Annotated in this window: 24 protein-coding genes, 1 pseudogene and 1 riboswitch; of the genes and pseudogenes, 9 read left to right on the top strand and 16 right to left on the bottom strand. The window is 68.2% G+C overall.

Translation table 11 applies throughout. From position 1 onward, the window contains the following. Positions 1-75: 75 nt before the first annotated feature. From BN3385_RS09780 to disA, 3 genes and pseudogenes are all read left to right on the top strand, one after another. The gene (locus BN3385_RS09780) at positions 76-645 is read left to right on the top strand and encodes a copper chaperone PCu(A)C domain-containing protein (protein ID WP_059016600.1); all 570 of its coding nucleotides are present in this window, start codon (positions 76-78) and stop codon (positions 643-645) included. Positions 646-711: 66 nt separating this feature from the next. Continuing rightward, positions 712-2,160 (top strand): DNA repair protein RadA, encoded by a 1,449-nt coding sequence (gene radA, locus BN3385_RS09775; protein WP_082690410.1) that lies wholly within the window; start codon positions 712-714, stop codon positions 2,158-2,160. After that, a pseudogene (gene disA / locus BN3385_RS09770) lies at positions 2,157-3,360 on the top strand (DNA integrity scanning diadenylate cyclase DisA). The gene radA and the pseudogene disA overlap by 4 nt, the downstream one beginning before the upstream one ends. Here the strand turns inward: disA and BN3385_RS09765 are convergent. Further along, the gene (locus BN3385_RS09765) at positions 3,357-4,124 is read right to left on the bottom strand and encodes a hypothetical protein (protein ID WP_082690681.1); all 768 of its coding nucleotides are present in this window, start codon (positions 4,122-4,124) and stop codon (positions 3,357-3,359) included. The pseudogene disA and the gene BN3385_RS09765 overlap by 4 nt on opposite strands. Before the next feature lie 80 nt (positions 4,125-4,204). Further along, on the bottom strand, positions 4,205-4,822 hold the full coding sequence (locus BN3385_RS09760; RefSeq protein WP_059016598.1) for a carbonic anhydrase: 618 nt from the start codon (positions 4,820-4,822) through the stop codon (positions 4,205-4,207). On the opposite strand from BN3385_RS09760, the gene BN3385_RS09755 reads away from it, so the two are divergent. Both BN3385_RS09755 and BN3385_RS09750 read left to right on the top strand, forming a co-directional pair. Beyond that, positions 4,821-5,735, top strand: a complete 915-nt coding sequence (locus BN3385_RS09755) for an iron-sulfur binding domain-containing protein (RefSeq protein WP_059016597.1) — start codon at positions 4,821-4,823, stop codon at positions 5,733-5,735. The two genes, BN3385_RS09760 and BN3385_RS09755, sit on opposite strands and share 2 nt — an antisense overlap. Before the next feature lie 157 nt (positions 5,736-5,892). After that, on the top strand, positions 5,893-6,420 hold the full coding sequence (locus tag BN3385_RS09750; protein ID WP_059016596.1) for a hypothetical protein: 528 nt from the start codon (positions 5,893-5,895) through the stop codon (positions 6,418-6,420). Here the strand turns inward: BN3385_RS09750 and BN3385_RS09745 are convergent. Then, positions 6,417-7,376: a helix-turn-helix domain-containing protein gene (locus tag BN3385_RS09745; protein ID WP_059016595.1), complete on the bottom strand. Its 960-nt coding sequence runs from the start codon at positions 7,374-7,376 to the stop codon at positions 6,417-6,419. The two genes, BN3385_RS09750 and BN3385_RS09745, sit on opposite strands and share 4 nt — an antisense overlap. Positions 7,377-7,447: 71 nt before the next feature. On the opposite strand from BN3385_RS09745, the gene BN3385_RS09740 reads away from it, so the two are divergent. Further along, positions 7,448-7,708 carry a hypothetical protein gene (locus BN3385_RS09740; protein WP_059016594.1) on the top strand — a complete coding sequence of 87 codons (261 nt, stop codon included), beginning with the start codon at positions 7,448-7,450 and terminating at the stop codon, positions 7,706-7,708. On the opposite strand, the gene BN3385_RS09735 is transcribed toward BN3385_RS09740, so the two are convergent. After that, positions 7,679-8,455, bottom strand: coding sequence for an alpha/beta fold hydrolase (locus tag BN3385_RS09735; RefSeq protein WP_059016593.1), 777 nt, complete (start codon positions 8,453-8,455; stop codon positions 7,679-7,681). The genes BN3385_RS09740 and BN3385_RS09735 overlap by 30 nt on opposite strands. 55 nt (positions 8,456-8,510) lie before the next feature. Between BN3385_RS09735 and mhuD the strand changes: the two genes are divergently transcribed. Both mhuD and BN3385_RS09725 read left to right on the top strand, forming a co-directional pair. Beyond that, on the top strand, positions 8,511-8,828 hold the full coding sequence (gene mhuD, locus BN3385_RS09730) for a mycobilin-forming heme oxygenase MhuD (protein ID WP_036420634.1): 318 nt from the start codon (positions 8,511-8,513) through the stop codon (positions 8,826-8,828). Next, positions 8,791-10,170 carry a serine hydrolase gene (locus BN3385_RS09725; RefSeq protein ID WP_502688061.1) on the top strand — a complete coding sequence of 460 codons (1,380 nt, stop codon included), beginning with the start codon at positions 8,791-8,793 and terminating at the stop codon, positions 10,168-10,170. Before mhuD ends, BN3385_RS09725 begins: the two co-directional genes overlap by 38 nt. On the opposite strand, the gene BN3385_RS09720 is transcribed toward BN3385_RS09725, so the two are convergent. The 7 genes from BN3385_RS09720 to lysS form a co-directional block, all read right to left on the bottom strand. Continuing rightward, a complete protein-coding gene (locus BN3385_RS09720; protein ID WP_059016592.1) occupies positions 10,161-10,712 on the bottom strand; it encodes a histidine phosphatase family protein in 552 nt (183 codons plus the stop codon). The two genes, BN3385_RS09725 and BN3385_RS09720, sit on opposite strands and share 10 nt — an antisense overlap. Beyond that, positions 10,709-11,446: a CbtA family protein gene (locus tag BN3385_RS09715; protein ID WP_059016591.1), complete on the bottom strand. Its 738-nt coding sequence runs from the start codon at positions 11,444-11,446 to the stop codon at positions 10,709-10,711. Before BN3385_RS09715 ends, BN3385_RS09720 begins: the two co-directional genes overlap by 4 nt. Positions 11,447-11,453: 7 nt before the next feature. After that, positions 11,454-11,666 (bottom strand): CbtB domain-containing protein, encoded by a 213-nt coding sequence (locus tag BN3385_RS09710; RefSeq protein WP_059016590.1) that lies wholly within the window; start codon positions 11,664-11,666, stop codon positions 11,454-11,456. 24 nt (positions 11,667-11,690) lie between these two features. After that, a riboswitch (cobalamin riboswitch) is annotated at positions 11,691-11,812 on the bottom strand. Position 11,813: 1 nt separating this feature from the next. After that, a complete protein-coding gene (locus tag BN3385_RS09705) occupies positions 11,814-12,182 on the bottom strand; it encodes a YbjQ family protein (protein WP_059016589.1) in 369 nt (122 codons plus the stop codon). A 142-nt stretch (positions 12,183-12,324) separates the two neighbouring features. Next, a complete protein-coding gene (clpC1, locus tag BN3385_RS09700; protein WP_059016588.1) occupies positions 12,325-14,853 on the bottom strand; it encodes an ATP-dependent protease ATP-binding subunit ClpC in 2,529 nt (842 codons plus the stop codon). 243 nt (positions 14,854-15,096) lie between these two features. Continuing rightward, positions 15,097-15,438 (bottom strand): histone-like nucleoid-structuring protein Lsr2, encoded by a 342-nt coding sequence (gene lsr2, locus BN3385_RS09695; protein ID WP_059016587.1) that lies wholly within the window; start codon positions 15,436-15,438, stop codon positions 15,097-15,099. Positions 15,439-15,552: 114 nt separating this feature from the next. Further along, positions 15,553-17,064 (bottom strand): lysine--tRNA ligase, encoded by a 1,512-nt coding sequence (gene lysS / locus BN3385_RS09690; protein ID WP_197415286.1) that lies wholly within the window; start codon positions 17,062-17,064, stop codon positions 15,553-15,555. A gap of 47 nt (positions 17,065-17,111) precedes the next feature. On the opposite strand from lysS, the gene BN3385_RS09685 reads away from it, so the two are divergent. Continuing rightward, positions 17,112-18,389, top strand: a complete 1,278-nt coding sequence (locus BN3385_RS09685; protein WP_059016585.1) for an alanine racemase — start codon at positions 17,112-17,114, stop codon at positions 18,387-18,389. Here BN3385_RS09685 and BN3385_RS09680 read toward each other — a convergent pair. The 5 genes from BN3385_RS09680 to BN3385_RS29425 form a co-directional block, all read right to left on the bottom strand. Beyond that, a complete protein-coding gene (locus tag BN3385_RS09680; protein ID WP_059016584.1) occupies positions 18,386-19,201 on the bottom strand; it encodes a type III pantothenate kinase in 816 nt (271 codons plus the stop codon). The genes BN3385_RS09685 and BN3385_RS09680 overlap by 4 nt on opposite strands. Before the next feature lie 2 nt (positions 19,202-19,203). Further along, entirely contained in the window at positions 19,204-19,620 is a 417-nt protein-coding gene (gene panD, locus BN3385_RS09675; protein WP_059016583.1) for an aspartate 1-decarboxylase, read from the bottom strand. Beyond that, the gene (gene panC / locus BN3385_RS09670) at positions 19,620-20,552 is read right to left on the bottom strand and encodes a pantoate--beta-alanine ligase (RefSeq protein WP_059016582.1); all 933 of its coding nucleotides are present in this window, start codon (positions 20,550-20,552) and stop codon (positions 19,620-19,622) included. Before panC ends, panD begins: the two co-directional genes overlap by 1 nt. Continuing rightward, positions 20,549-21,487, bottom strand: a complete 939-nt coding sequence (locus BN3385_RS09665) for a Rossmann-like and DUF2520 domain-containing protein (protein ID WP_059016581.1) — start codon at positions 21,485-21,487, stop codon at positions 20,549-20,551. The genes panC and BN3385_RS09665 overlap by 4 nt, the downstream gene beginning before the upstream one ends. A 115-nt stretch (positions 21,488-21,602) precedes the next feature. After that, entirely contained in the window at positions 21,603-21,980 is a 378-nt protein-coding gene (locus BN3385_RS29425; RefSeq protein WP_502688060.1) for a hypothetical protein, read from the bottom strand. Positions 21,981-21,990: the final 10 nt, after the last annotated feature.

Genomic DNA, 21,990 nt, shown 5'->3' with positions numbered 1-21,990 from the left:
CGGGACCTACTACGCTACATAGTCGAATAGCGGCGGCGAGTCCTGCCGACCGCACCGGCCAAGCAGGAGGCTGCTGTGAACCGCATGTCGAACCGCCTCGTGGTGGCAACCGCGGCCCTGGCTGTAGGTGGTCTGCTGCTCACCGGCTGTGGATCGGGCCAGATCTCGCAGACCGCCAACCAGGAGGCTGCCGTCAACGGCAGTACCGCCAACGTCAAGAACATCGCGCTGCGCAACGTGCACCTGCAGGCCGTGCAGACCGGTGACTTCCTCAAGCCCGGCCGCGCCGTTGAGCTGATTTTCGTGGCAGCGAACAACTCCCCCGACGTCAACGACAAACTGGTGGGCATCAGCACCGACGTGGGCTCCGTCGAGGTCAGCGGCCCGACCGCCATCCCGGCCAACTCCCGGCTCGTGGTCGGCTCGCCCGACGGCCAGGACGAGGTCGAGGCGTTCAGCAGCGCACAGCCCACCTCAGCCGAGGTCACGCTGAGCCAGCCCGTCACCAACGGACTCACCTACGCCTTCACCTTCGACTTCGAGAAGGCCGGCGAGGTCAAGGTCGAGGTGCCGATCTCGGCGGGCAACGCGCCCCGCCAGGACGAGGTCGGCGGCGGCGAAGGCCACGGCGGCGGCCACGGCTGAGCCCGGCCGCATCATCCCGGCGGGTTGATCGCCGGATCTGTCATACCGAACCGATAGCGTCACAGCGTGGCCAAGGTTCGGGTGCAATACCGCTGCTCGGAATGCCGGCATGTGACCGGCAAATGGGTAGGCCGGTGCACCGAATGCGGCACCTGGGGCACTGTCGAGGAGGTCTCCGCTCCGCCGTTGGCGGCCGGTTCCTCTCAGCGTGCGGTGGTTCCGTCATCGCCCGCGGTGCCGATCAGTTCGATCGACCCGGACCGCACCCGGCATTTCCCGACCGGGGTCGGTGAACTCGACCGGGTGCTCGGCGGCGGGCTGGTGCCGGGTTCGGTGATCCTGCTGGCCGGTGATCCCGGGGTCGGCAAGTCGACGCTGCTTCTGGAGGTCGTACATCGCTGGGCCAAGGCGGGCCGGCGCGCACTGTACGTCTCCGGTGAGGAGTCCGCGGGGCAGATCAGGATGCGCGCCGAACGCACCGGATGCACCCACGACGAGGTCTTCCTGGCCGCCGAATCCGATGTGAACACCGTGCTGGGGCACATCGATGCCGTGCAGCCCAGTCTGGTGATCGTCGACTCGGTGCAGACGATGACCGCCGGTGATGCCGACGGTGTGGTCGGCGGGGTGACCCAGGTCCGCGCGGTGACCACCGCACTGACCGCGACGGCCAAGTCCACCGGGGTGGCCATGGTGCTCGTCGGGCACGTCACCAAGGACGGCGCCATCGCCGGCCCGCGCTCGCTGGAACATCTGGTGGATGTGGTGCTGCACTTCGAAGGCGACCGCAACTCCGCCCTGCGGATGGTGCGCGGCGTCAAGAACCGCTTCGGCGCGGCCGATGAGGTCGGTTGTTTCCTGTTGCACGACAACGGGATTGAGGGAGTGGCCGACCCGTCCGGGTTGTTCCTCGACGAGCGGCCCACCCCCGTCCCGGGCACTGCGGTCACGGTGACACTCGACGGTAAGCGCCCGCTGATCGGGGAGATCCAGGCACTGCTGATGGCGCGCGGTGAGCATGCCCAACAACGCCGCGCGGTCAGCGGGATCGACAATTCGCGGGCGGCGATGATCGCCGCGGTGCTCGAACGCCGGGCCGGACTCAAGGTCAGCGCGACCGACATCTACCTGTCCACCGTCGGTGGGATGCGGCTGATGGATCCGTCTTCGGATCTGGCCGTCGCGATGGCGATGGCGTCGGCCTACGCCGATATGCCGCTGCCGACCACCACGGTGGTGATTGGCGAGGTGGGCCTGGCCGGGGACCTGCGCAAGGTCACCGGGATGGACCGCCGACTGGCTGAGGCGGCCCGGCTCGGCTTCACCACGGCCCTGGTTCCGGTCGGCTGCGGCACCGTACCGAAAGGCTTCCGGGCCATCGAGTCGGCCACCATTGCCGACGCGCTGCGCTCGCTGTTGTCCATTGCGAAATCGCCCTACGACAACGTCGTCACACAGATTCGGCGGGACAGGTCGAGTAACGAGGGCGACGCAGTGGACAATAAGTGGCTGTGAGCACCAGCAACCGGTCGAACGGCTCGGCACCGCCGCCGGCTGCCACGCTGCGCGACACCATTGGGCGGCTGGCACCCGGCACTGCCCTGCGCGACGGCCTGGAACGCATTCTGCGTGGCCGTACCGGCGCGCTGATCGTGCTCGGCCACGACGAACGGGTGGAGGCCATCTGCGACGGCGGCTTCTCGCTGGACGTGCGGTTCGCGCCGACCCGGTTGCGTGAGCTGTCGAAGATGGACGGCGCGGTGGTGCTGTCCACCGACGGATCCCGGATCGTGCGGGCCAATGTGCAGTTGGTTCCTGATCCGACGATCCCCACCGACGAGTCGGGCACCCGGCACCGCTCGGCCGAGCGCGCGGCCATTCAGACCGGCTATCCGGTGATCTCGGTCAGCCACTCGATGAACATCGTGACCGTCTACGTGGCGGGCGAACGCCATGTGGTGGCCGACTCGGCGACCATCCTGTCGCGGGCGAACCAGGCGATCGCCACGCTGGAGCGCTACAAGGCCCGCCTCGACGGGCGAACGCCATGTGGTGGCCGACTCGGCGACCATCCTGTCGCGGGCGAACCAGGCGATCGCCACGCTGGAGCGCTACAAGGCCCGCCTCGACGAGGTGTCCCGGCAGCTGTCGACCGCCGAGATCGAAGACTTCGTCACCCTGCGCGACGTGATGACGGTGGTGCAGCGGCTGGAGATGGTGCGCCGGATCGGGCTCGAAATCGATTATGACGCAGTCGAACTCGGCACCGACGGCCGGCAGCTGCGGCTGCAGCTCGAGGAGCTGCTGGGTGGTAACGACACCGCCCGGGAGCTGATCGTGCTGGACTATCACGCCAACCCGGACCCGCCGACCAAGGCTCAGGTGAGCGCCACGCTGGCCGAGCTGGATGCGCTGTCGGACACCGAGCTGCTGGACTTCACCGCGCTGTCACGGGTGTTCGGGTACCCCTCGACCGCCGAGGCGCAGGATTCGGCGCTGTCCGCGCGCGGCTACCGGGCGATGGCCGGCATTCCCCGGTTGCAGTTCGCCCACGTCGACCTGTTGGTGCGCCGGTTCGGCTCACTGCAGGGCCTGCTGGCGGCCAGCGCTACCGATCTGCAGTCCGTGGACGGTATCGGCGCCATGTGGGCGCGCCACGTCCGGGAAGGGCTGTCGCAGCTGGCGGAGTCGACAATCGCCGACCGGCTGGTCTAACCGGCCGGTGCGGGCGGCGCCTCGGCCGGAGCCGCGGCAGGTGCGTCGCCAGGCGGCGGTTCGGCACCCGGCGGCGGGGCCTCGGCGAGGATGAACGGCACCGCGGCCGAGCGCAGGTTGCCCAGCTGAACCACCAGGTTGTAGGTGCCGGGCCCGATCGGCTGACGCGGCAGCGGGCACTGCGGCGCCGAACCCATTCCGGTCCAGGTCACCTCGGTAGTGACCTGCTCACCCGGGTTGAACGTCTTGACGAGCGTCTCGTTGGACGGCGCGCAGTCGAGGTTGGACCACAGCCGCTTGTTGTCCAGTGAGTAGACGTAGGCAGCCAGCACCGCGGCGCCGACGTCGCGCTTGCAGGCGACCAGGCCGATGTTGGTGACGACCATGGTGAACTTCGGCTGGTCGCCGATGACGTACTGCGGAGCGTTGGTGATGCCCTTGACCGCCAGGGTCGAGTCGGGGCAGTCGTCGCCCTCCTTGAGCACCGGCGGCGGGGCCACGGCTTCGGTCGGAGTCGGCGTGGGAGCGGGGGCAGCCGACTCGGACGGCGGCGGGGCCACTACCGGAGTCTTGTTCTCGGGCTGCGGGTTTTGCGTCTGGGAGGCTGCGGGCTTGACGGTGCTCTTGGAGTCAGAGCCGCCGAACACGGCGTAGGACACCCCGATGACGATGGCGAGAACCAGCGCCGCGATGCCGATCGCCAGTCCACGGCGTCGCCAGTAGATTTGCGAGGGTAGAGGTCCACGCGGTTCGAGATCCAGCACGATCTCACGGTAAGCCCAGGTCACCGCCAGATGTCCGACCTGGCTCGGCGTGTCGCCTTGTTAACCAGCCGGATTGGTGATTAATCGCCGATGTCGCCGATGTGTTTGCGCAGCGCGACCTTGCCGTCGGCGAGGTGATAGGTGACGCCGACGATGGCCAGGGTGCCCTCGTTGATCTTGTCGGCGATGGCCGTCGACCGGGCCATCAGCTGGGCGGCGGTCTCGGTGACGTGGCGGGCCTCGAACTCGTCGACCCGGGTCAGGCCGTCGCGCCGGCCCAGCAGGATCGACGGGGTGACGCGCTCGACGACGTCGCGGACGAACCCGAGCGGAACCTGCCCGTCGTCCAGCGCGGACAGCGTGGCCTTGACCGCACCGCAGCTGTCGTGACCGAGCACCACGATCAGCGGCACGTTGAGCACCGTGACGGCGTATTCGATCGAGCCGAGCACCGCGGAGTCGATCACGTGACCTGCGGTGCGCACCACGAACATGTCGCCGAGACCCTGGTCGAAGATGATCTCGGCGGCGACCCGGCTGTCGGCGCAGCCGAACACCACGGCGGTCGGGCGCTGCTCGCCGGCCAGGCTGGCGCGATGCTCGATGCTCTGGCTCGGATGCTCGGGCTTACCAGCGACGAAGCGCTCGTTACCCTCCTTGAGTGCCTTCCACGCTGTCACCGGGCTGCTGTTTGGCATGGGCCCTATTCTGCACTGCGCTCGATGTGAGCACGTCGTGAGCATCTCCCCACCCGAACTCGTCGCCTGGTTTGCGCAGGCCCGGCGTGATCTTCCGTGGCGTGAACCGGACGTGACGGCCTGGCAGATCCTGGTCAGCGAGTTCATGCTGCAGCAGACTCCGGTGGCCCGGGTGGCCCCGATCTGGCTGGACTGGGTGGCCCGCTGGCCGACACCGTCGGCCGCCGCTGCCGCCGGTGCCGCAGACGTGCTGCGGGCCTGGGGCAAGCTCGGGTATCCCCGGCGTGCCAAGCGGCTGCACGAATGCGCTCTGGTGATCGCCACCGAGCATGACGACGTGGTGCCCGATGACGTCGAGGTGCTGCTGATGCTGCCAGGTGTCGGGGCCTACACCGCGCGGGCGGTGGCGTGCTTCGCCTACCAGAAGCGGGTGCCCGTGGTGGACACCAACGTGCGCCGGGTGGTGGCGCGGGCAGTGCACGGCCTGGCCGATGCGGGCAATCCGTCGGCGACGCGCGACCTCGCCGACGTGGAGTCACTGCTGCCCGAGAACGATTCGGCCCCAGTGTTTTCCGCGGCGCTGATGGAACTGGGCGCCACGGTGTGCACGGCGCGCTCGCCCAAGTGCGGGATCTGCCCGCTCACCCACTGTGCGTGGCGGGCTGCCGGTTATCCGGCATCAGACGGCCCGGTGCGCAAGGCGCAGGGCTATGCCGGCACCGATCGCCAGGTCCGCGGCCGGCTGATGGACGTGCTGCGGGCCAGTTCCACACCAGTGCAGCGGGCACAGCTCGACATGGTGTGGCTCAGTGACCCAGCGCAGCGCGATCGCGCGCTGGACTCGCTGCTGGTGGACGGGTTGGTTGAGCAGACGGCCGACGGCCGCTTCGCATTGGCCGGTGAAGGCGAGTAAGACCGCGGCGAGCGTGCGTGTCGGTCCGACGACACGCCGCTACGGCGCGCATTACGCGCACGCTCGCAGCCCGCAATCTCCTTGACGATTTCAATACCAATCTTTTAACGGCGTCGTAAATTACCGCCAGGAGCATGACGGCGACGGAGGGCGGACGATGCCGAACAACCGAAACCTCGTCTACAAGCTGCTGCCGATCGGCACGTCAGCGGGCTTTGCGGGCGCGGCAATTACCGCTGCAGCAGTAGTCTTTGCACCTCCCGTAGCCGCGGCGCCACCCGGGTGCGCACCCATCGAGGCCGCGGACTGCAGCACCGGCGGCGGTGCGTCGGCGCAGCCGGCTGCCGCACAGCCCGTCGCCGCGGTGACCGCGTCGGCGGTCGGCAGCGGACCCATCCTCGGCCTGTTCGGCGACGGCGCCGACGCGCCCGCCAACTGCACGGGGGCTGAGTGCAACGGCGGAAACGGTGGCCTGTTCTTCGGCAACGGCGGCAAGGGCGCCAACGGCGGAAAGGCGGTGCCGCCGGGCAGGGCGGTGCAGGTGGCACTGGCGGTGCAGGCGGGGTCGGTGGCGCGGGCGGAAGCGGCGCTACCGCAGGCAATAACGGCGCTCCGGGCGCGACCGGCGGCAACGGGCAGAAGGGGCCCAACGGCCAGGCCGGCGCGAACGGCTCCTGAACCCTAAGACGCCTGGGCGAAGCGGCGGCGGTAGTCAGACGGGGTGACGCCGACGATGCGGCGGAAGTGGTGGCGCAGCAGGGTGGCGTTGCCGAAGCCGGCCCGCTCGGCGATCCGGTCGACGTCGAGGTCGGTCTCCTCGAGCATCCGCCGCGCATAGAGCACCCGCTGATCGGTGACCCACTGCATCGGCGTGGTGCCGGTCTCCTCGACGAACCGGCGCGCAAACGTCCGCGCCGACATGCTGGCACGGCGGGCCAGGCTGGCCACCGTATGCGGCGCGCCGAGATTTGCCAGAATCCAATCGAGTTGCGGGGCAAAGCCTTCCGAACATCGGGCCGGGATCGGCTGGTCGATGTACTGGCGCTGGCCGCCGTCACGTTGCGGCGGCACCACCATGCGTCGGGCGATGATGTTGGTGACCGCGCTGCCGAGTTCGCGGCGCACCAGATGCAGGCTGGCGTCGATGCCCGCCGCGGTGCCGGCACTGGTCACGAGATCGCCGTCGTCGACGAAGAGGACGTTGCGGTCGACGATCGCCGACGGGAAGCGGCGGGCCAGTTCCTCGGCATGCATCCAGTGCGTGGTCACCCGGCGGCCGTCGAGCAGACCGGCGGCCCCGGCGATGAACACCCCCGAGCACACCGTCAGCACGGTCGAGCCCGCGGCGTGCGCCGCCCGCAACGCTTCCAGGGCTTCCGGCGGGTAGGCCTCCGGTGGGCCGCTGACCGCCGGCACCGCGACCACGTCGGCGCCCATCAGGTCGTCGAGGCCGTGATCGGGCACCAACTGGGCGCCCACGCTGGTCCGCAGAGCCTTACCCGGTTCTGGGCCGCACACCTTGAAGTCGAAGTTGGGCACGCCGTCGGCGGAGCGGTCGATGCCGAAGACCTCGCAGATGACCCCGAACTCGAAAATGGTGACGCCGTCGAGGACGAGTGCGGAGACGCTGCGCAAAGCCATGGCAGCATTTTATCGTATGAGGTCAGTGCTGCCACTGTTGGCGGTATATATATGCGCGAAGCATTACTGCCATGACCGCAATCCTCGTCCTTCTCGCAGTCCTGGCACCCTTTGTGCTGGTCGGCGCTGTCGTCACCGTCTCGCATCGGGACGGCACTCTGCGCCTGCACGGCGGCCAGTTCAGAGTCGCCGCCCCCTTGGTCGGCCGGCTCTACCACGACGGCCACGACGCCGACGCCCGCCGGGTCGAACACGAACTGGACGCCATTCGCACCCGTTTCGAGGAACACCCGGTGTGGCCGTCACCCGGTGTGCTCGGGGAGCGCCGTTAGGAACTGCTCAACCGCCTCCCGGTAGCGCTCCGGTGCGTCGTCGTGAACCAGATGGCCGGCGCCGGGCACCTGAACGTAGGTGGCGCGCTCGCCGGCCAGCTCCCACATCCGTCGCATCTGGCCGGGCGGGGCCACCGAATCACCCGCCTCAATGAGCAGCACCGGCGCCCGCACGGCCTGCCACTGCTGCCAGTAGTCGCGAGTGCCCCACTCGGCGGCGATCTCCATCCAGCGGGCCGGTTGCCCGTGCAGGCGCCAGCCGGTGGCGGTGCGGTCGAACGCCTCCAGGAAATACCGGCCGGCCACCGGCCCGTACTCGTCGACCACCTGCTCGGCAGACGGGTATTCGAGCGGCAGCGCGTGCACCCATGGCTCCCACGGCCCGGTGGTGCGGCCGACGAAGTCGGGCGCCATGTCCTCGACGACGAGGGCGGTGACCAGATCGGGTCGCTGCGCGGCCAGACACCAGGAGTGCAGACCGCCCATCGAATGCCCGATCAGAATGACCGGCTCCCCCAGCGCGCCGACGGCGTTGCCGAGGTCGTCGACGAAACGCTCGGTGCTGATCGGGGCGTCGTCGTCGACCTCGCGGCCACGGTGCCAGGGCGCGTCATAGGTGTGGACTGCGCCGAACCGGCTCAGCCACGGCACCAGCCGCGACCACGTGCTGCCCCGGCCCATCAGCCCGTGCACCAGCACCAGCGGGCGGCCTTCCCCGCCCTGATAGGTCAGCAGTGTGCTGTTCACCGCTTCATCTTGCGCGGTCGGCCACCGCCTCCGGCGCGCGCGGTAGCCTTGCGCCATGTCCGTGGTGAAGATCAACGCAATCGAGATACCCCCGGGTGCCGGCCCCGAGCTGGAGAAGCGGTTCGCCAACCGCGCCCACGCCGTCGACAACCAGCCGGGCTTCCTCGGGTTCCAATTGCTGCGTCCGGTTAAGGGCGAGGACCGCTACTTCGTGGTGACCACGTGGGAGAGCGAAGAGGCCTTCCAGGCCTGGGCCACCGGTCCCGCGATCCACGCCCACGCCGGCGAGCGGGCCAACCCGGTGGCCAAGGGTGCCCATCTGCTCGAGTTCGAGGTTGTGTTGGACGTTGCCGGGACCGGCACCAAGGCGTAGCGCCCGCCGGGTGCGCCGGACCACGGTGGCGTTGACCACCGTGATCGTGTCGGCCGCTGCCCTGGCGACGAGTTGTTCACCGGCCCGCGAGCCATCGGCCAGTGCCGGTGCGGCGGTGCGCATCGAGATCAACACCCCGCAGGGGGTGCGGGCCCAGCAGGTCCTGGACATGCTGAACTCCGACTGGCCCATCGGAGCGCCCAGCGTCAAGACCCTCGCCGCCCCCGACATGGTGGATGCGGTGGCGACCACCATGGACTCGCTCTGGTGGGACCGCCCCTACACGCTGGCCGGGGTGGACATCGGCGCCGGGGTCGCCACCCTGCATCTGCTGACCTCCTACGGCGCCCGGCAGAACATCGAAATCCGCACCGGTGACGACACTTTCGTACGCCGCTTCGTCGTCACCACCGAGAAACCCGTCATCAACTCCTGGCAGGACGTCGACACCGCGCTCAGCCGCACCGGTGCGCGCTACTCCTGGCAGGTGTCGAAGGTCAACGACGGCCGCTGCGAGAAGGTCGCCGGCAGCAATACCGACCAATCACTGCCGCTGGCTTCGATTTTCAAGACCTACGTGCTGTTCGCAGTGGAGACCGCCGTGCGGGCGGGCACGCTGAGCTGGGACGACAAGCTGACCATCACCGCCGAGGGCAAGAAGCTGGGATCGTCCGGCTTCGACAAGCTGCCCCCGGGTTCGCAGATCACCGTGCGCCAGGCGGCCGGGAAGATGATCGCGACGAGCGACAACATGGCCACCGACATGCTGATCGGCCGCCTCGGCACCCACGCCATCGAACAAGCGCTCGTCGACGCCGGGCATCACGACCCGGCCAGCATGGTGCCGTTCCCGACCATGCGGGAGATCTTCGCCGTCGGCTGGGGCAACCCTGATGTCCGCGACCAGTGGAAGAGCGCCACCCCGCAGCGTCGGGCAATCCTGTTGCAGGAGGCCAACGCCCGCCCGTACGATCCGGACCCGCAGCGCACCCATTCCCCGGGTTCGGCCTACGGCGCGGAGTGGTACGGCAGCGCCGAGGACATCTGCCGGGTGCACGCCGGACTGCAGCACAATGCCGTCGGCCCGGCCGCGCCGGTCAAGGACATCATGTCCGAGGTCGCCGGCATCGACCTCGACCGCACCGAGTGGCCTTACATCGGGGCCAAGGCCGGAAACCTGCCCGGCGACTACACCTTCAGCTGGTACGCCGTGGACCGCACCGGACAGGCGTGGGTGGTCAGCTTCCAGTTGAACTGGCCGCGTTTCCACAGCGGTAACGCCGGCGGCTGGGTGATGACGATCATCAAGCAGGTCTTCGGGCTGCTGCCCGCCTACCGCTGACCCCAGCGCAGCGTCCAGCGCCCGCGATAGTGCAGCACCGTGCGGCCGGCTGGCGCAATGTCGATGCGCCAGAACGACTTCGGCGGGGCGTCGAGGGCTACCAGGATCGCTGCGCGCACCACCGCCGGGTGGGTGACCGCAACGTGGCGCACCGGAGTGGCACTCACGTCGTGCAGCCAGGCCCGCACCCGAGCGATCAGCGCTTCGACGGCCTCACCACCGTGCGGGTTGCTCTCCGGCCGGCTCAGCCACAGCGCCAGTTCGTCGGCGGGTACTTGTTCCAAGGGACGGCCCCGCCAGTGCCCGACGTCCAGATCGGCGATGCGGTGCTCCACCCTCGCATCCAGGCCGAGTCGCTCGGCGGTCTGTAGGGTGCGCGCCTCGGGCGCTGTCACCGCGACGTCGAACGGCCCGATATCGTCGAGAGCGTCAATCTGCTTGCCCCCGAGGACGTTCAGGGGTTCGTCGTCGGGAAATCGTCCGGCTGCCATGGCGTCAGTCATGGCATGTGACACCAGGGTCAGCCGGACGACCTCACTCACGCCGAGACGCTGGCCCGCTCAGGGGTGCCGAGCAGCCGGTGCATCAGGGCGGCGAAGAACGTCCCGATGGTGATCCACATGACGACCTGCGTGCCCAGCGAGTAGAGCCGGAACTGGTAGAGCACATCGGCCGGGAAATGCTCCGGCGTCTCGTCGATGGTCGGCAGCAGCGCCATCACCACGGCGACGGCCACCGCATAGGCGCCCGCTGCGGCCAGCGTTGCGTTCCACCCACCCAGCCGGCCCAGCAACCGTCCGCGCAGCACGACGGCGGCAACCAGCAGCACCGCCGAGATCACCACCATGAGCAGATACAGCAGCGTGCGCTGGCGGATGGTCTCCTCCAGGCTGGCGGCCGGTGGGTTCGGCGGGTACTTGAGAGCCGGGATAACGTTGAGGCACAACAGCATTCCTGCGGCAAGCAATGCCGAGAGCGGCCGTGGCGCCAGATTCCCGACGCGGCCGTAGGCCACGCAGAACACGACGGCCAGCAGCGCGCCCATCGCCACCGCGAACGCCAGCACTCCGAAGCCCATCCCGATGTTGGCTTGCACCCCGCGGCTGAACAGTTCGACACCGTGGTCGTGGCCGCCGCCGTGCATGTGGGCCATCTCGTCCTCGAACGCGATCGCCCGTTCGATCACCGGTTCCTGAAAGACCCGGGCGAACAGGAATGCGAGCACGCCGCCGAGCGCGCCGGCCAGCAGGCCGCGCGCGATGATTCGCGCTTCCATCGCGCGATCAGTGGCAGGGGAAGCCGAGGAGGTGGCGAGCGTCGTGCAGGAACTCGTGCACGTGCATATCGTCACCGAACACTGACGTGGCGCCCTGGTCCACGCCGACGAAGTAGAGCACCAGCAGGGCGAAGAACGCCGTCGCCGTCAGCCACACGACTGCCTTGACTGCGGAGATGTCGACGGCGCGAGTGGTCTTGTGAACCTGGGGAGTTGTCATGTCAGTCCTTTCCCGGAATATCGCGTCCCGGATCGGTCGATGACGAGTGTCGGGTCTGACTGTCAACAGTGGCGCGACCGTTCTGGAGTTTCACCAGATTCCTCGACTCGTCTATTACATCGAGAATCGTAAACCCACGGGGTCGGATTAGCCCGACCCGTACCCCAGTTGTTGCGCGGTGTACTTCGCGGCCTCGGTCACCGGCACGGCTTGCACGGCGGTGCCGTAGGCGCAGATCTCAGTCCACACGTCGCCGAGTTCGGTGGTGTCGAAGCGCATCGCGACGATCGCATTGCCACCGCGATTGCGGGCCTCGCTGATCAACCGGGCCATGGCCTCGTTACGGCTCTCGGCGAGGTTCTTGGTCATCCCCTGCAGTTCACCGCCGAACATGCTCTTGAAGCCGGCGCCCATCTGGGCGAAGGCATTGCGCGACCGGACGGTCAGGCCGAATACCTCGCCGCACACTCGCTGAATCTCCCAGCCGGGAAGGTCGTTCGTGGTCACAACAAGCATGAGCAGAAGGGTAGCTGCCGCGAGTGTGCGTGTGGATACGCACTTCGCGGCGCGTCCCGTACGAAACCGCACAGTCGCGGATGGGCATGCCGGGCATGCGAAAGGCCCCCGGGGGATGCCGGGGGCCTTCGCTGTGGAACTGCTACTCGCTGGGCGTGCCCGCGCTGGCCAGGTCGGGCTCAGTGGTCTCGGCACGCTTGGGCCCACCGGTGAAGGTGAACTTCGCGTCCTCGCCCTGGCCTTCGCCGTCCCAGCCCTCGACGTCGACGGTCACCAGCTGACCGGGGCCGACCTCCTCGAAGAGGATCTTCTCCGAGAGGGCGTCCTCGATCTCGCGCTGGATGGTCCGGCGCAGCGGCCGGGCACCCAGGACCGGGTCGAAGCCGCGCTTGGCCAACAGGGCCTTGGCCTTGTCGGTCAGCTCCATCGTCATGTCCTTGGTCTTGAGCTGCTTGGACACCCGGCCCACCATCAGGTCGACCATCTGGATGATCTCGTCCTGGGTGAGCTGGTGGAACACGATGATGTCGTCGATGCGGTTGAGGAACTCCGGGCGGAAGTGCTTCTTCAGCTCGTCGTTGACCTTCTGCTTCATCCGCTCGTAGTTGTTCTCGCCGCCACCCTGGGTGAAGCCGAGGCCGACCGCCTTGGAGATGTCGGAGGTGCCCAGGTTCGAGGTGAAGATCAGCACGGTGTTCTTGAAGTCGACCGTGCGACCCTGGCCGTCGGTCAGACGGCCGTCCTCGAGGACCTGCAACAGGGTGTTGTAGATCTCCTGGTGCGCCTTCTCGATCTCGTCGAACAGCACGACGGAGAACGGCTTGCGCCGCACCTTCTCGGTGAGCTGGCCGCCCTCCTCGTACCCGACGTATCCGGGCGGGGCGCCGAACAGACGAGACGCAGTGAAGCGGTCGTGGAACTCGCCCATGTCGATCTGGATGAGCGCGTCGTCGTCGCCGAAGAGGAACTCCGCCAGCGCCTTGGACAGCTCGGTCTTACCGACACCGGACGGGCCGGCGAAGATGAACGAGCCCGACGGGCGCTTGGGATCCTTCAGGCCGGCACGGGTGCGGCGGATCGCCTTGGAGACGGCCCGCACGGCGTCCTCCTGGCCGATGATCCGCTTGTGCAGCTCATCCTCCATGCGGAGCAGACGGGTGGTCTCCTCCTCGGTGAGCTTGAACACCGGAATACCGGTCCAGTTGCCCAGCACCTCGGCGATCTGCTCGTCGTCGACCTCGGCGACGACGTCGAGATCACCTGAGCGCCACTGCTTCTCACGCTCGGCGCGCTGGGCGACCAGCTGCTTCTCGCGATCCCGCAGCGACGCGGCCTTCTCGAAGTCCTGCGCGTCGATGGCGCTTTCCTTCTCCCGGCGGGCGTCGGCGATCTTCTCGTCGAACTCACGCAGGTCTGGCGGCGCGGTCATCCGGCGGATCCGCATCCGGGCGCCGGCCTCGTCGATCAGGTCGATGGCCTTGTCCGGCAGGAACCGGTCGTTGATGTAGCGGTCGGCCAGGGTGGCCGCCGCGACCATCGCGGCATCGGTGATCGACACCCGGTGGTGCGCCTCGTAGCGGTCGCGCAGACCCTTGAGGATCTCGATGGTGTGCGCCACCGTCGGCTCGCCGACCTGGACCGGCTGGAACCGGCGCTCCAGGGCGGCGTCCTTCTCGATGTACTTGCGGTACTCGTCGAGGGTGGTGGCGCCGATGGTCTGCAGCTCGCCGCGGGCCAGTTTCGGCTTGAGGATCGAGGCGGCGTCGATCGCGCCCTCGGCGGCACCCGCACCGACGAGCGTGTGCAGCTCGTCGATGAACAGGATGATGTCGCCGCGGGTGTTGATCTCTTTGAGCACCTTCTTGAGGCGCTCCTCGAAATCACCGCGGTAGCGGCTGCCCGCGACCAGCGAACCCAGGTCGAGGGTGTAGAGCTGCTTGTCCTTCAGCGTCTCGGGGACCTCGCCGTGCACGATGGCCTGGGCCAGGCCCTCGACGACGGCGGTCTTGCCGACGCCGGGCTCGCCGATCAGCACCGGGTTGTTCTTGGTGCGCCGGCTCAGCACCTGCATGACCCGCTCGATTTCCTTCTCCCGGCCGATGACCGGGTCGAGCTTGCCTTCCATGGCGGCGGCGGTCAGGTTGCGGCCGAACTGGTCCAGCACCAGCGAGGTGGACGGGTTGCCCGACTCCCCTCCCCGGCCGCCGGTACCGGCCTCGGCGGTCTCCTTGCCCTGATAGCCACTGAGCAGCTGGATGACCTGCTGACGAACGCGGGTCAGCTCGGCGCCCAGCTTCACCAGAACCTGGGCGGCCACGCCCTCACCCTCGCGGATGAGGCCGAGCAGGATGTGCTCGGTGCCGATGTAGTTGTGGCCGAGCTGCAGCGCTTCGCGCAGCGACAGCTCGAGAACCTTCTTGGCACGCGGGGTGAAGGGGATGTGGCCCGACGGCGCCTGCTGGCCCTGGCCGATGATCTCCTCGACCTGGCTGCGGACACCCTCGAGGGAAATGCCCAGCGACTCCAGGGACTTGGCGGCTACGCCCTCACCCTCGTGAATAAGACCCAACAGGATGTGCTCGGTCCCGATGTAGTTGTGGTTGAGCATCCGGGCTTCTTCTTGCGCCAGGACGACGACCCTGCGGGCACGGTCGGTAAATCTCTCGAACATCGGTGGTTACCTGCTCTCCATCACGATTAGGTACGACGGTAGGCACCGCGTACCTGTCGACCACTCTAATGGGCGGTACCGGGAGGTGCCCTCCCTTGCCCCACCCATACGCATTACTGCGGTGGATACAGCAGACCAACGCGGGAGAACACGGATTCGTTTCCCGTCATCACCGGCGTTGACTTCGCCCCGAGCGAAAGTGACTGACGAGACGATGACGACGGCCGGCGCTGCCGCGCGAGGTTAGGTCGCGGCGTGGAAGGCGTCGATGATGTCGGCCGGGATGCGGCCGCGGGTGGACACCTTGTGGCCGTTGCGGCGAGCCCATTCCCGAATCGCGGCGCTCTGCTCGCGGTCGATGGAGGCGCGGCCCCGTCCGGGCGGACCGGAGCGGCCACGGCGACGGCCACCGACGCGTCGGCCGGCCTCGAGCCACGGCTTCAGCTCGTTGCGCAGTTTCTGCGCATTCTTGGCCGAAAGATCGATCTCGTAGCTCACACCATCGAGCGAGAATTCAACTGTTTCGTCGGCCGCACCTTCACCGTCGAAATCGTCGACGAGGGTGACGGTAACTTTCTTGGCCATAGCTCACGTGGTCCTTCTGCTTGCTCATGACAAGCGATTGATGAAACGCCTCCCCTTACGAACTAATGTGCCACATTGATCCAAGGCATTCAACCGGCCTGGTGTCAGCGCACTTCAGTTGCCGTGGCGCCGAACAATCGGGAACAAAACTGTCTCGCGAATTGACAATCCTGTGAGAACCATTAGTAAGCGATCGATGCCCATTCCGGTTCCGGTGGTCGGCGGCATGGCGTACTCCATCGCGGCGAGGAAATCCTCGTCGAGTGCCATCGCCTCGTCGTCGCCCGCGGCCGCCGCCCTGGCCTGCGCTTCGAACCGCTCGCGCTGGATGATCGGGTCGACGAGTTCGGAATAGCCGGTGGCCAACTCGACCCCGCGCACGTAGAGATCCCATTTCTCGGTGACACCGGGAATGCTGCGGTGCTGGCGGGTCAACGGTGTGGTCTCCACCGGGAAATCCTTGACGAATGTCGGAGCCCACAACGCATCCCCGACCGTGTGCTCCCACAGTTCTTCGACGAGCTTGCCGTGGCCGTAGCCGCGGTCGCGCGGGATCTCCAGATCGAGCCGATCGGCAATCGCGAGTAAATAATCCAAGGACGTGTCGGGAGTGATCTCTTCACCAAGAGCTTCCGACAGTGATGGATACATTTGAATCGACGGCCATTCACCGTCCAGGTCGAAGATTGTGCCATCCGGCAATGGCACTTGACGCGTACCGATGGCCTCGTCGGCGACTTCTTGAATAAGTTCCCTGGTGACGACGGCGGAATCGTCGTACGTGCCCCACGCCTGATATGTCTCGAGCATCGCGAATTCCGGTGAATGTGTGGAATCCGCACCTTCGTTGCGGAAGTTTCGATTGAGTTCGAAAACTTTCTCCAGACCGCCCACCACGCAGCGCTTCAGGAACAATTCCGGCGCGATACGCAGGTAGAGGTCGGTGTCCAGCGCGTTGGAATGGGTGATGAACGGTCGCGCGGCGGCGCCGCCGGCCAGCGTCTGCAGCATCGGGGTTTCCACCTCGAGGAAACCGCGCCGATCCAGCGCGTTGCGCACCGCCCGGACCACGGCGATGCGCTGGCGGGCCACCGTGCGTGCTTGCGGGCGCACGATGAGGTCGACGTAGCGCTGCCGGACCCGCGACTCCTCACTCATCTCCTTGTGCGCGACCGGCAGCGGGCGCAGCGCCTTAGCGGCCATCTGCCAGGAGTCGGCGAGCACGGACAGTTCACCGCGGCGCGAGCTGATCACTTCGCCGTGCACGAACACGATGTCGCCGAGGTCGACGTCGGTCTTCCACTGCTCGAGGGCGTCTTCTCCGACGCCGGCGAGGCTGATCATCGCCTGCAGTTGGGTGCCGTCACCTTCCTGCAGCGTGGCGAAGCAGAGCTTGCCGGAGTTGCGGGCGAACACCACGCGGCCGGTGATGCCGACGATGTCGCCGGTGGTCGAGTCGGCGGGCAGGTCGGGATAGGCGGCCCGGATCTCGGCCAGCGAGTGGGTGCGCGGCACCGCCACCGGGTAGGGGTCGCGCCCCTGCGCCAGCAGCCGCTCCCGCTTGCCCTGTCGGATGCGGAACTGCTCGGGGACCTCAGATCCCTCGGCCTCGGTGGACGAGTCGATTTCCGGCACATCAGCAGAGCTCACGACGTGCCAGCTTAAATGAGGCGGTGAGGTCGCTCATCAACGCCGCAGCGGTAGCGGCCCTGGCGCAGGAGCGGGTGGACTGGCGCTTCAAGGGTCTGCCCACCTCGTGGACGGGTCGCACGGTGGCCGAGATCTGCGCGCAGCGACCCGAGCTGTTCAGCGCCGGGCCGCTGGGGCCGGTGTGCGTGCTGAGCGCCACGGCCCTGGAACACAACCTGGTGACGATGGCCGCCTGGTGCGCGCGGCACGGGGTCGAGCTGGCCCCGCACGGCAAAACCCATATGGCACCGCAGCTGGTGGCCCGCCAGTTCGAGGCCGGTGCCACCGCGGTGACGGCGGCCACGGTCAGCCAGGTGCGGAGCTATCGCGCGTTCGGGGTGCGCGAGGTGCTGTTGGCCAACGAACTGGTGGACCCGGCGGGTCTGGCGTGGCTGGCCGCCGAGCTGGACGGCGACGCCGACTTCCGGGTGATCTGCTGGGTGGATTCGGTGCGCGGTGTCGAACTGATGACCGCCGCGCTGGAAGCCGCGGGTGCGCGCAGGCCGGTCGACGTGTGCGTCGAACTCGGTGCCGCGGGGACCAGAACCGGGTGCCGCGACGACGCTGTCGCCGACGCGGTGGCCGGCGCCGTGGTGGCCAGCCCGCGCCTGCGGCTGACCGGGGTGGCCGGGTACGAAGCCGCGCTCGGGCATGACGTGTCGGCAGCCGGGGTGCGGGCGGTCCGGGAGTATCTGCACCGGATGCGGGACACGGCGCGGCGGTTGGGCTCGGCCTGCGAGGCCGACGAGATGATCGTGACCGCCGGTGGCAGTACACATTTCGACCTGGTGGCCCAGGAGTTGCGCGGTGACTGGCGCACGATCGTGCGCAGCGGGGCGTATCTGACCAACGATGACGGGCTCTATCGCCGGACCTCACCGCTGACCCGGCCCGGCACGGCCGACGACGGGTTCCGCGCGGCGATGCATGTCTGGGCCCAGGTGTGCTCGCGGCCCGAACCCGGGCTGGCCCTACTGACGATGGGCCGCCGCGACGTGTCGTTCGACCAGGATATGCCTGTGCAGCAACGGATTCGGACCGACAGTTGGTCGGATGGCGCGCTGGCCGGCTGCTCGGTCACCGCCCTGAACGATCAGCACGCGTTCCTGCGGCTGACCGAGACCGCCGACAAGCGGGTGAGGGTGGGCGACTGGATCGAGTTCGGGGTGTCACACCCGTGCACCGTGTTCGACAAGTGGCAGCTGATTCCCGTGCTCGATGACGACGGCCGGGTGATCGACCTGGTGCGGACGTTCTTCTAGCGGCCGGTTTTGATCTTGCCGCGCTGACCATCCCGGTTGCGCTCGAACACCATCCGCAGCCCGTCGAGGGTCAGATGCTTGTCGTAGTGGGCGACCGTGGTCAGATCCGGTAGCAGCATCGGCGCAGTGTGACCGGTGGCCACCACGGCCACGTCGGTTCCGGCAAACCCGTCGACGTCCTCCCGGATCCGCGACACCAGACCGTCGACCAGACCGGCGAAGCCGAACACTGCACCGGCCTGCATGCACTCGACGGTGTTCTTGCCGATCACCGAGCGCGGCCGGGTCAGCTCGACCCGCCGCAGCGCTGCGGAGCGGGCGGCGGCCGCATCGGAGGACACCTGGACGCCGGGAGCGATGGCACCGCCGAGGAATTCACCCTTGGCCGAGACCACATCCACACAGATCGACGAGCCGAAGTCCACCACGATGGCCGCCGAGGAGAACTTGGCGTAGGCGGCCAGGCAGTTCACGATGCGGTCGGCGCCGACCTCCTTGGGGTTGTCGACCAGCAGCGGAATGCCGGTGCGCACGCCGGGCTCGATGAGCACGTGCGGCACCGACGGCCAGTACTGCTCGAGCATCAGGCGCACCTCATGTAGCACCGACGGCACCGTCGACAGACCGGTGGCCCCGGTGAGCAGTTCGGAGTCGTCGCCGATGAGGCCTTCGATGGTCAGCGCGAGTTCGTCGGCGGTGACCTCGGATTCGGTCCGGATCCGCCACTGCTGAACCACTTTGGCGTGATCGCCCGAACCGGAGATCAGGCCGACGACGGTGTGGGTGTTGCGGACGTCGATGGCGAGCAGCACGGCTACCCTACAGCCCGTGGTGAGAGCAGATCGGTGACGTCGTCAGGCGCGTAGGCCGGGTCGTCCCCGAGATCGATCTGCCGGTTATCGGCGTCGACGAACACGATCCGCGGCCGGTACTCGCGGGCCTGTGCATCATCCATGGTGCCGTAGGCGATCAGGATGACGAGATCACCGGGGTGCACCAGATGCGCTGCAGCACCGTTGATCCCGATGACACCCGAACCGCGCTGTCCGGTGATCGCGTAGGTGACCAACCGGTTGCCGTTGTCGATGTCGACGATGGTGACCTGCTCACCTTCCAACAGGTCGGCGGCTTCCATCAGATCGGCGTCGATGGTCACCGAGCCGACGTAGTGCAGGTCGGCGTGAGTGACCGTCGCCCGGTGGATCTTGGACTTCAGCATGGTCCGAAACATCAATTTCTCCAGCTTATTTCGTTGTTCACGTCATGGCCCACACCGGGCGGGGCGGAGTTGGTCGACAGGTCGATGGCGATGTTGTCCAGCAGCCGGGTGCTGCCCAGCCGGGCGGCGATCAGCATGCGGGCCGGACCGAACGCCGGGGCCGGTTCGAGCCATGGTCCGCGCACCTCGAGGTAGTCGACGGCGATGGCGGGCACCTCGTCGAGGACCGCACGCGCGGCATCCAGTGCCGGCCCGACTCCACCTGCGGCGCCGTACATCCCGGCCAGTAGCGCCGAGGACAGCGCGCACGCCTGCTCCCGCTCTTCGGGATTGAGGTACCGGTTGCGCGACGACATAGCCAGGCCGTCGGATTCGCGCACCGTCGGAACCCCGACGATCTTCACGTCGACATTGAGGTCGTCGACCATCTGGCGGATGAGAACCAGCTGCTGGTAATCCTTTTCGCCGAAGAACGCGCGATCTGGTCGCACGATCTGCAGCAGTTTGAGGACCACGGTGAGCATGCCCGCGAAATGGGTCGGGCGTACCGCACCTTCCAGCTCGGCACCGAGCGGCCCGGGGTGCACCGTGGTGCGCTGGCCGTCGGGGTACATCGCCGAGGCGGTCGGGGCGAACACCACCTCCACGCCTTCGCCGGCCAGCAACTCCAGGTCAGCGTCCAGGGTGCGCGGATAGGCGTCGAGGTCCTCGTTGGCGCCGAACTGCAAGGGGTTGACGAAGATCGAGACCACCACCACCGCTCCGGGCACCCGCTTGGCCGCCCGGACCAGCGCGAGGTGGCCGTCGTGCAGGGCACCCATCGTCGGCACCAGCATCACCCGCCGGCCGGTGTGCCGCAAGGCCCGGGTGACCTCGGACACCGAGTGCGGGGTCGGATAGACGTTGAGTTGTCCGGCGCTGAACTTCGGCGCCGCCTTGCTCACTGCCGCCGTCCTTGGCCGGCCGACCAGTCCGCCAACACCTCAAAGACCTCCTCGGGAGCCCGCGCACGCTGGGCGGTGCGCAGTGAGTTCGCGCAATATGCTTGCGCCAGTTCAGAATCCACTTCATTGAGCGCGGCCAGGTGACCGGCCACCGCGGACGCGTCGCCGCGCGCCACCGGCCCGGTCAGGGCCGACTGGCCGCGCTGCAGGGTGTTTTCCAGCGCGGCGCGGGCCAGCGGCGCCACGATACGCTCCGCCAGCCCGCCCGGCGCGTCACCGATGAGTTCCTGTCCGAGGAGTTCCTGTCCGGACAGCGCAGCCCGCAGCGCGTCGAGCGCGTCGGCCACCACGGTGACGACATGGTTGCTCGCATGAGCCAGGGCCGCGTGATAGAGCGTGCGGGCGTCCTCGCGGACCCGGAACGGTTCGCCGCCGATCTCGAGCACCAGAGATTGGGCGATGGCGTAGCCGATTTCGTCGGCGGCGGTGATGCCGAAGCACGTCTCGCCGAGGCGCACCACGTCGTCATCGGATCCGGTGAATGTCATCGCCGGGTGAATGGCCAGCGGTACACACCCCTGCTCGGCCAGCGGAGCCAGAATGCCGACGCCGTTGGCGCCCGAGGTGTGCACGACGATCGTCCCGCGCCGCACCGCCCCGGTGGCGGCCAGACCGTTGACCAGTCCGGCCAGCTCCGAATCGGGGACGGTGAGCAACAACAGCTCCGCGCTGTCCGCGACGTCGGGGACCGGCAGCACCGGGGTGTCGGGCAACCGTCGTTCGGCTAGCCGCAACGAGGTGTTCGAGATCGCGCTGCAGGCGACCACGACATGGTCGGCGCGCTCCAGGGCCACGCCGAGTGCGGTGCCGACCCGCCCGGCCGAGATGATGCCCACTTTGAGGCGTGCCGGGCGCAAGCCGTTGGGGGTCCCCACCTAGACGACCTCGCTGACGTCGATTCGTTCCGGTCCTGCTCTGCCGGTACCGGACGGTCAGCACAACTTTAACCCGACCCCCGAGCGCCGCTGCGGCCTCGCCCGCCGGGCGGTGTCAGTCCTCGCGTCGGCGCCGTCCACCGCCGCCGGTGTTGCCGTTGGCCTGCAGGCGGGCCAGCAGCTCGGCGACGGACTGGCCGCCAGTGTGCTGACCGGCCGGACCCTGCGCCTGCTCGGGCTCCGGCTGTGGCTCGGGCTCCGGACGGCGGCGCCGGCCGGACTGCGGTGGCGGCGGGGTGGACATGGCCGGGGCCGGCTGGCCATAGGTCGGCGCCTCCGCCGAGTGGCGGGCCCGCGGTGCGGCCGGTTCCGGAGCGGGCTGCATGACCGGTCGCGGCGCAGCGGGTTGCTGAGGTTCCTCCTGCGGCCCGGTCCAGTGCCTTCCGCGGGGCGGTTCGTCGGCGGCCGGGGCACTCTCGGCGGGCGGCGACACCCAGCTGCTA

This window comes from Mycobacterium sp. M26, from assembly GCF_001494595.1.
Lineage (GTDB): Bacteria > Actinomycetota > Actinomycetes > Mycobacteriales > Mycobacteriaceae > Mycobacterium.
This window is presented reverse-complemented; position numbering and strand designations above follow the sequence as displayed.

Coding starts and splice junctions, on each gene's coding strand:
- BN3385_RS09740 (WP_059016594.1), top strand. CDS start 7,448: ATGACCGCAATCCTCGTCCTTCTCGCAGTCCTGGCACCCTTTGTGCTG.
- BN3385_RS09710 (WP_059016590.1), bottom strand. CDS start 11,666: ATGACAACTCCCCAGGTTCACAAGACCACTCGCGCCGTCGACATCTCC.
- panD (WP_059016583.1), bottom strand. CDS start 19,620: ATGTTTCGGACCATGCTGAAGTCCAAGATCCACCGGGCGACGGTCACT.
- BN3385_RS09705 (WP_059016589.1), bottom strand. CDS start 12,182: ATGCTTGTTGTGACCACGAACGACCTTCCCGGCTGGGAGATTCAGCGA.
- BN3385_RS09715 (WP_059016591.1), bottom strand. CDS start 11,446: ATGGAAGCGCGAATCATCGCGCGCGGCCTGCTGGCCGGCGCGCTCGGC.
- BN3385_RS09750 (WP_059016596.1), top strand. CDS start 5,893: ATGCCGAACAACCGAAACCTCGTCTACAAGCTGCTGCCGATCGGCACG.
- BN3385_RS09760 (WP_059016598.1), bottom strand. CDS start 4,822: ATGCCAAACAGCAGCCCGGTGACAGCGTGGAAGGCACTCAAGGAGGGT.
- lsr2 (WP_059016587.1), bottom strand. CDS start 15,438: ATGGCCAAGAAAGTTACCGTCACCCTCGTCGACGATTTCGACGGTGAA.
- BN3385_RS09755 (WP_059016597.1), top strand. CDS start 4,821: ATGGGCCCTATTCTGCACTGCGCTCGATGTGAGCACGTCGTGAGCATC.
- clpC1 (WP_059016588.1), bottom strand. CDS start 14,853: ATGTTCGAGAGATTTACCGACCGTGCCCGCAGGGTCGTCGTCCTGGCG.
- BN3385_RS09745 (WP_059016595.1), bottom strand. CDS start 7,376: ATGGCTTTGCGCAGCGTCTCCGCACTCGTCCTCGACGGCGTCACCATT.
- mhuD (WP_036420634.1), top strand. CDS start 8,511: ATGTCCGTGGTGAAGATCAACGCAATCGAGATACCCCCGGGTGCCGGC.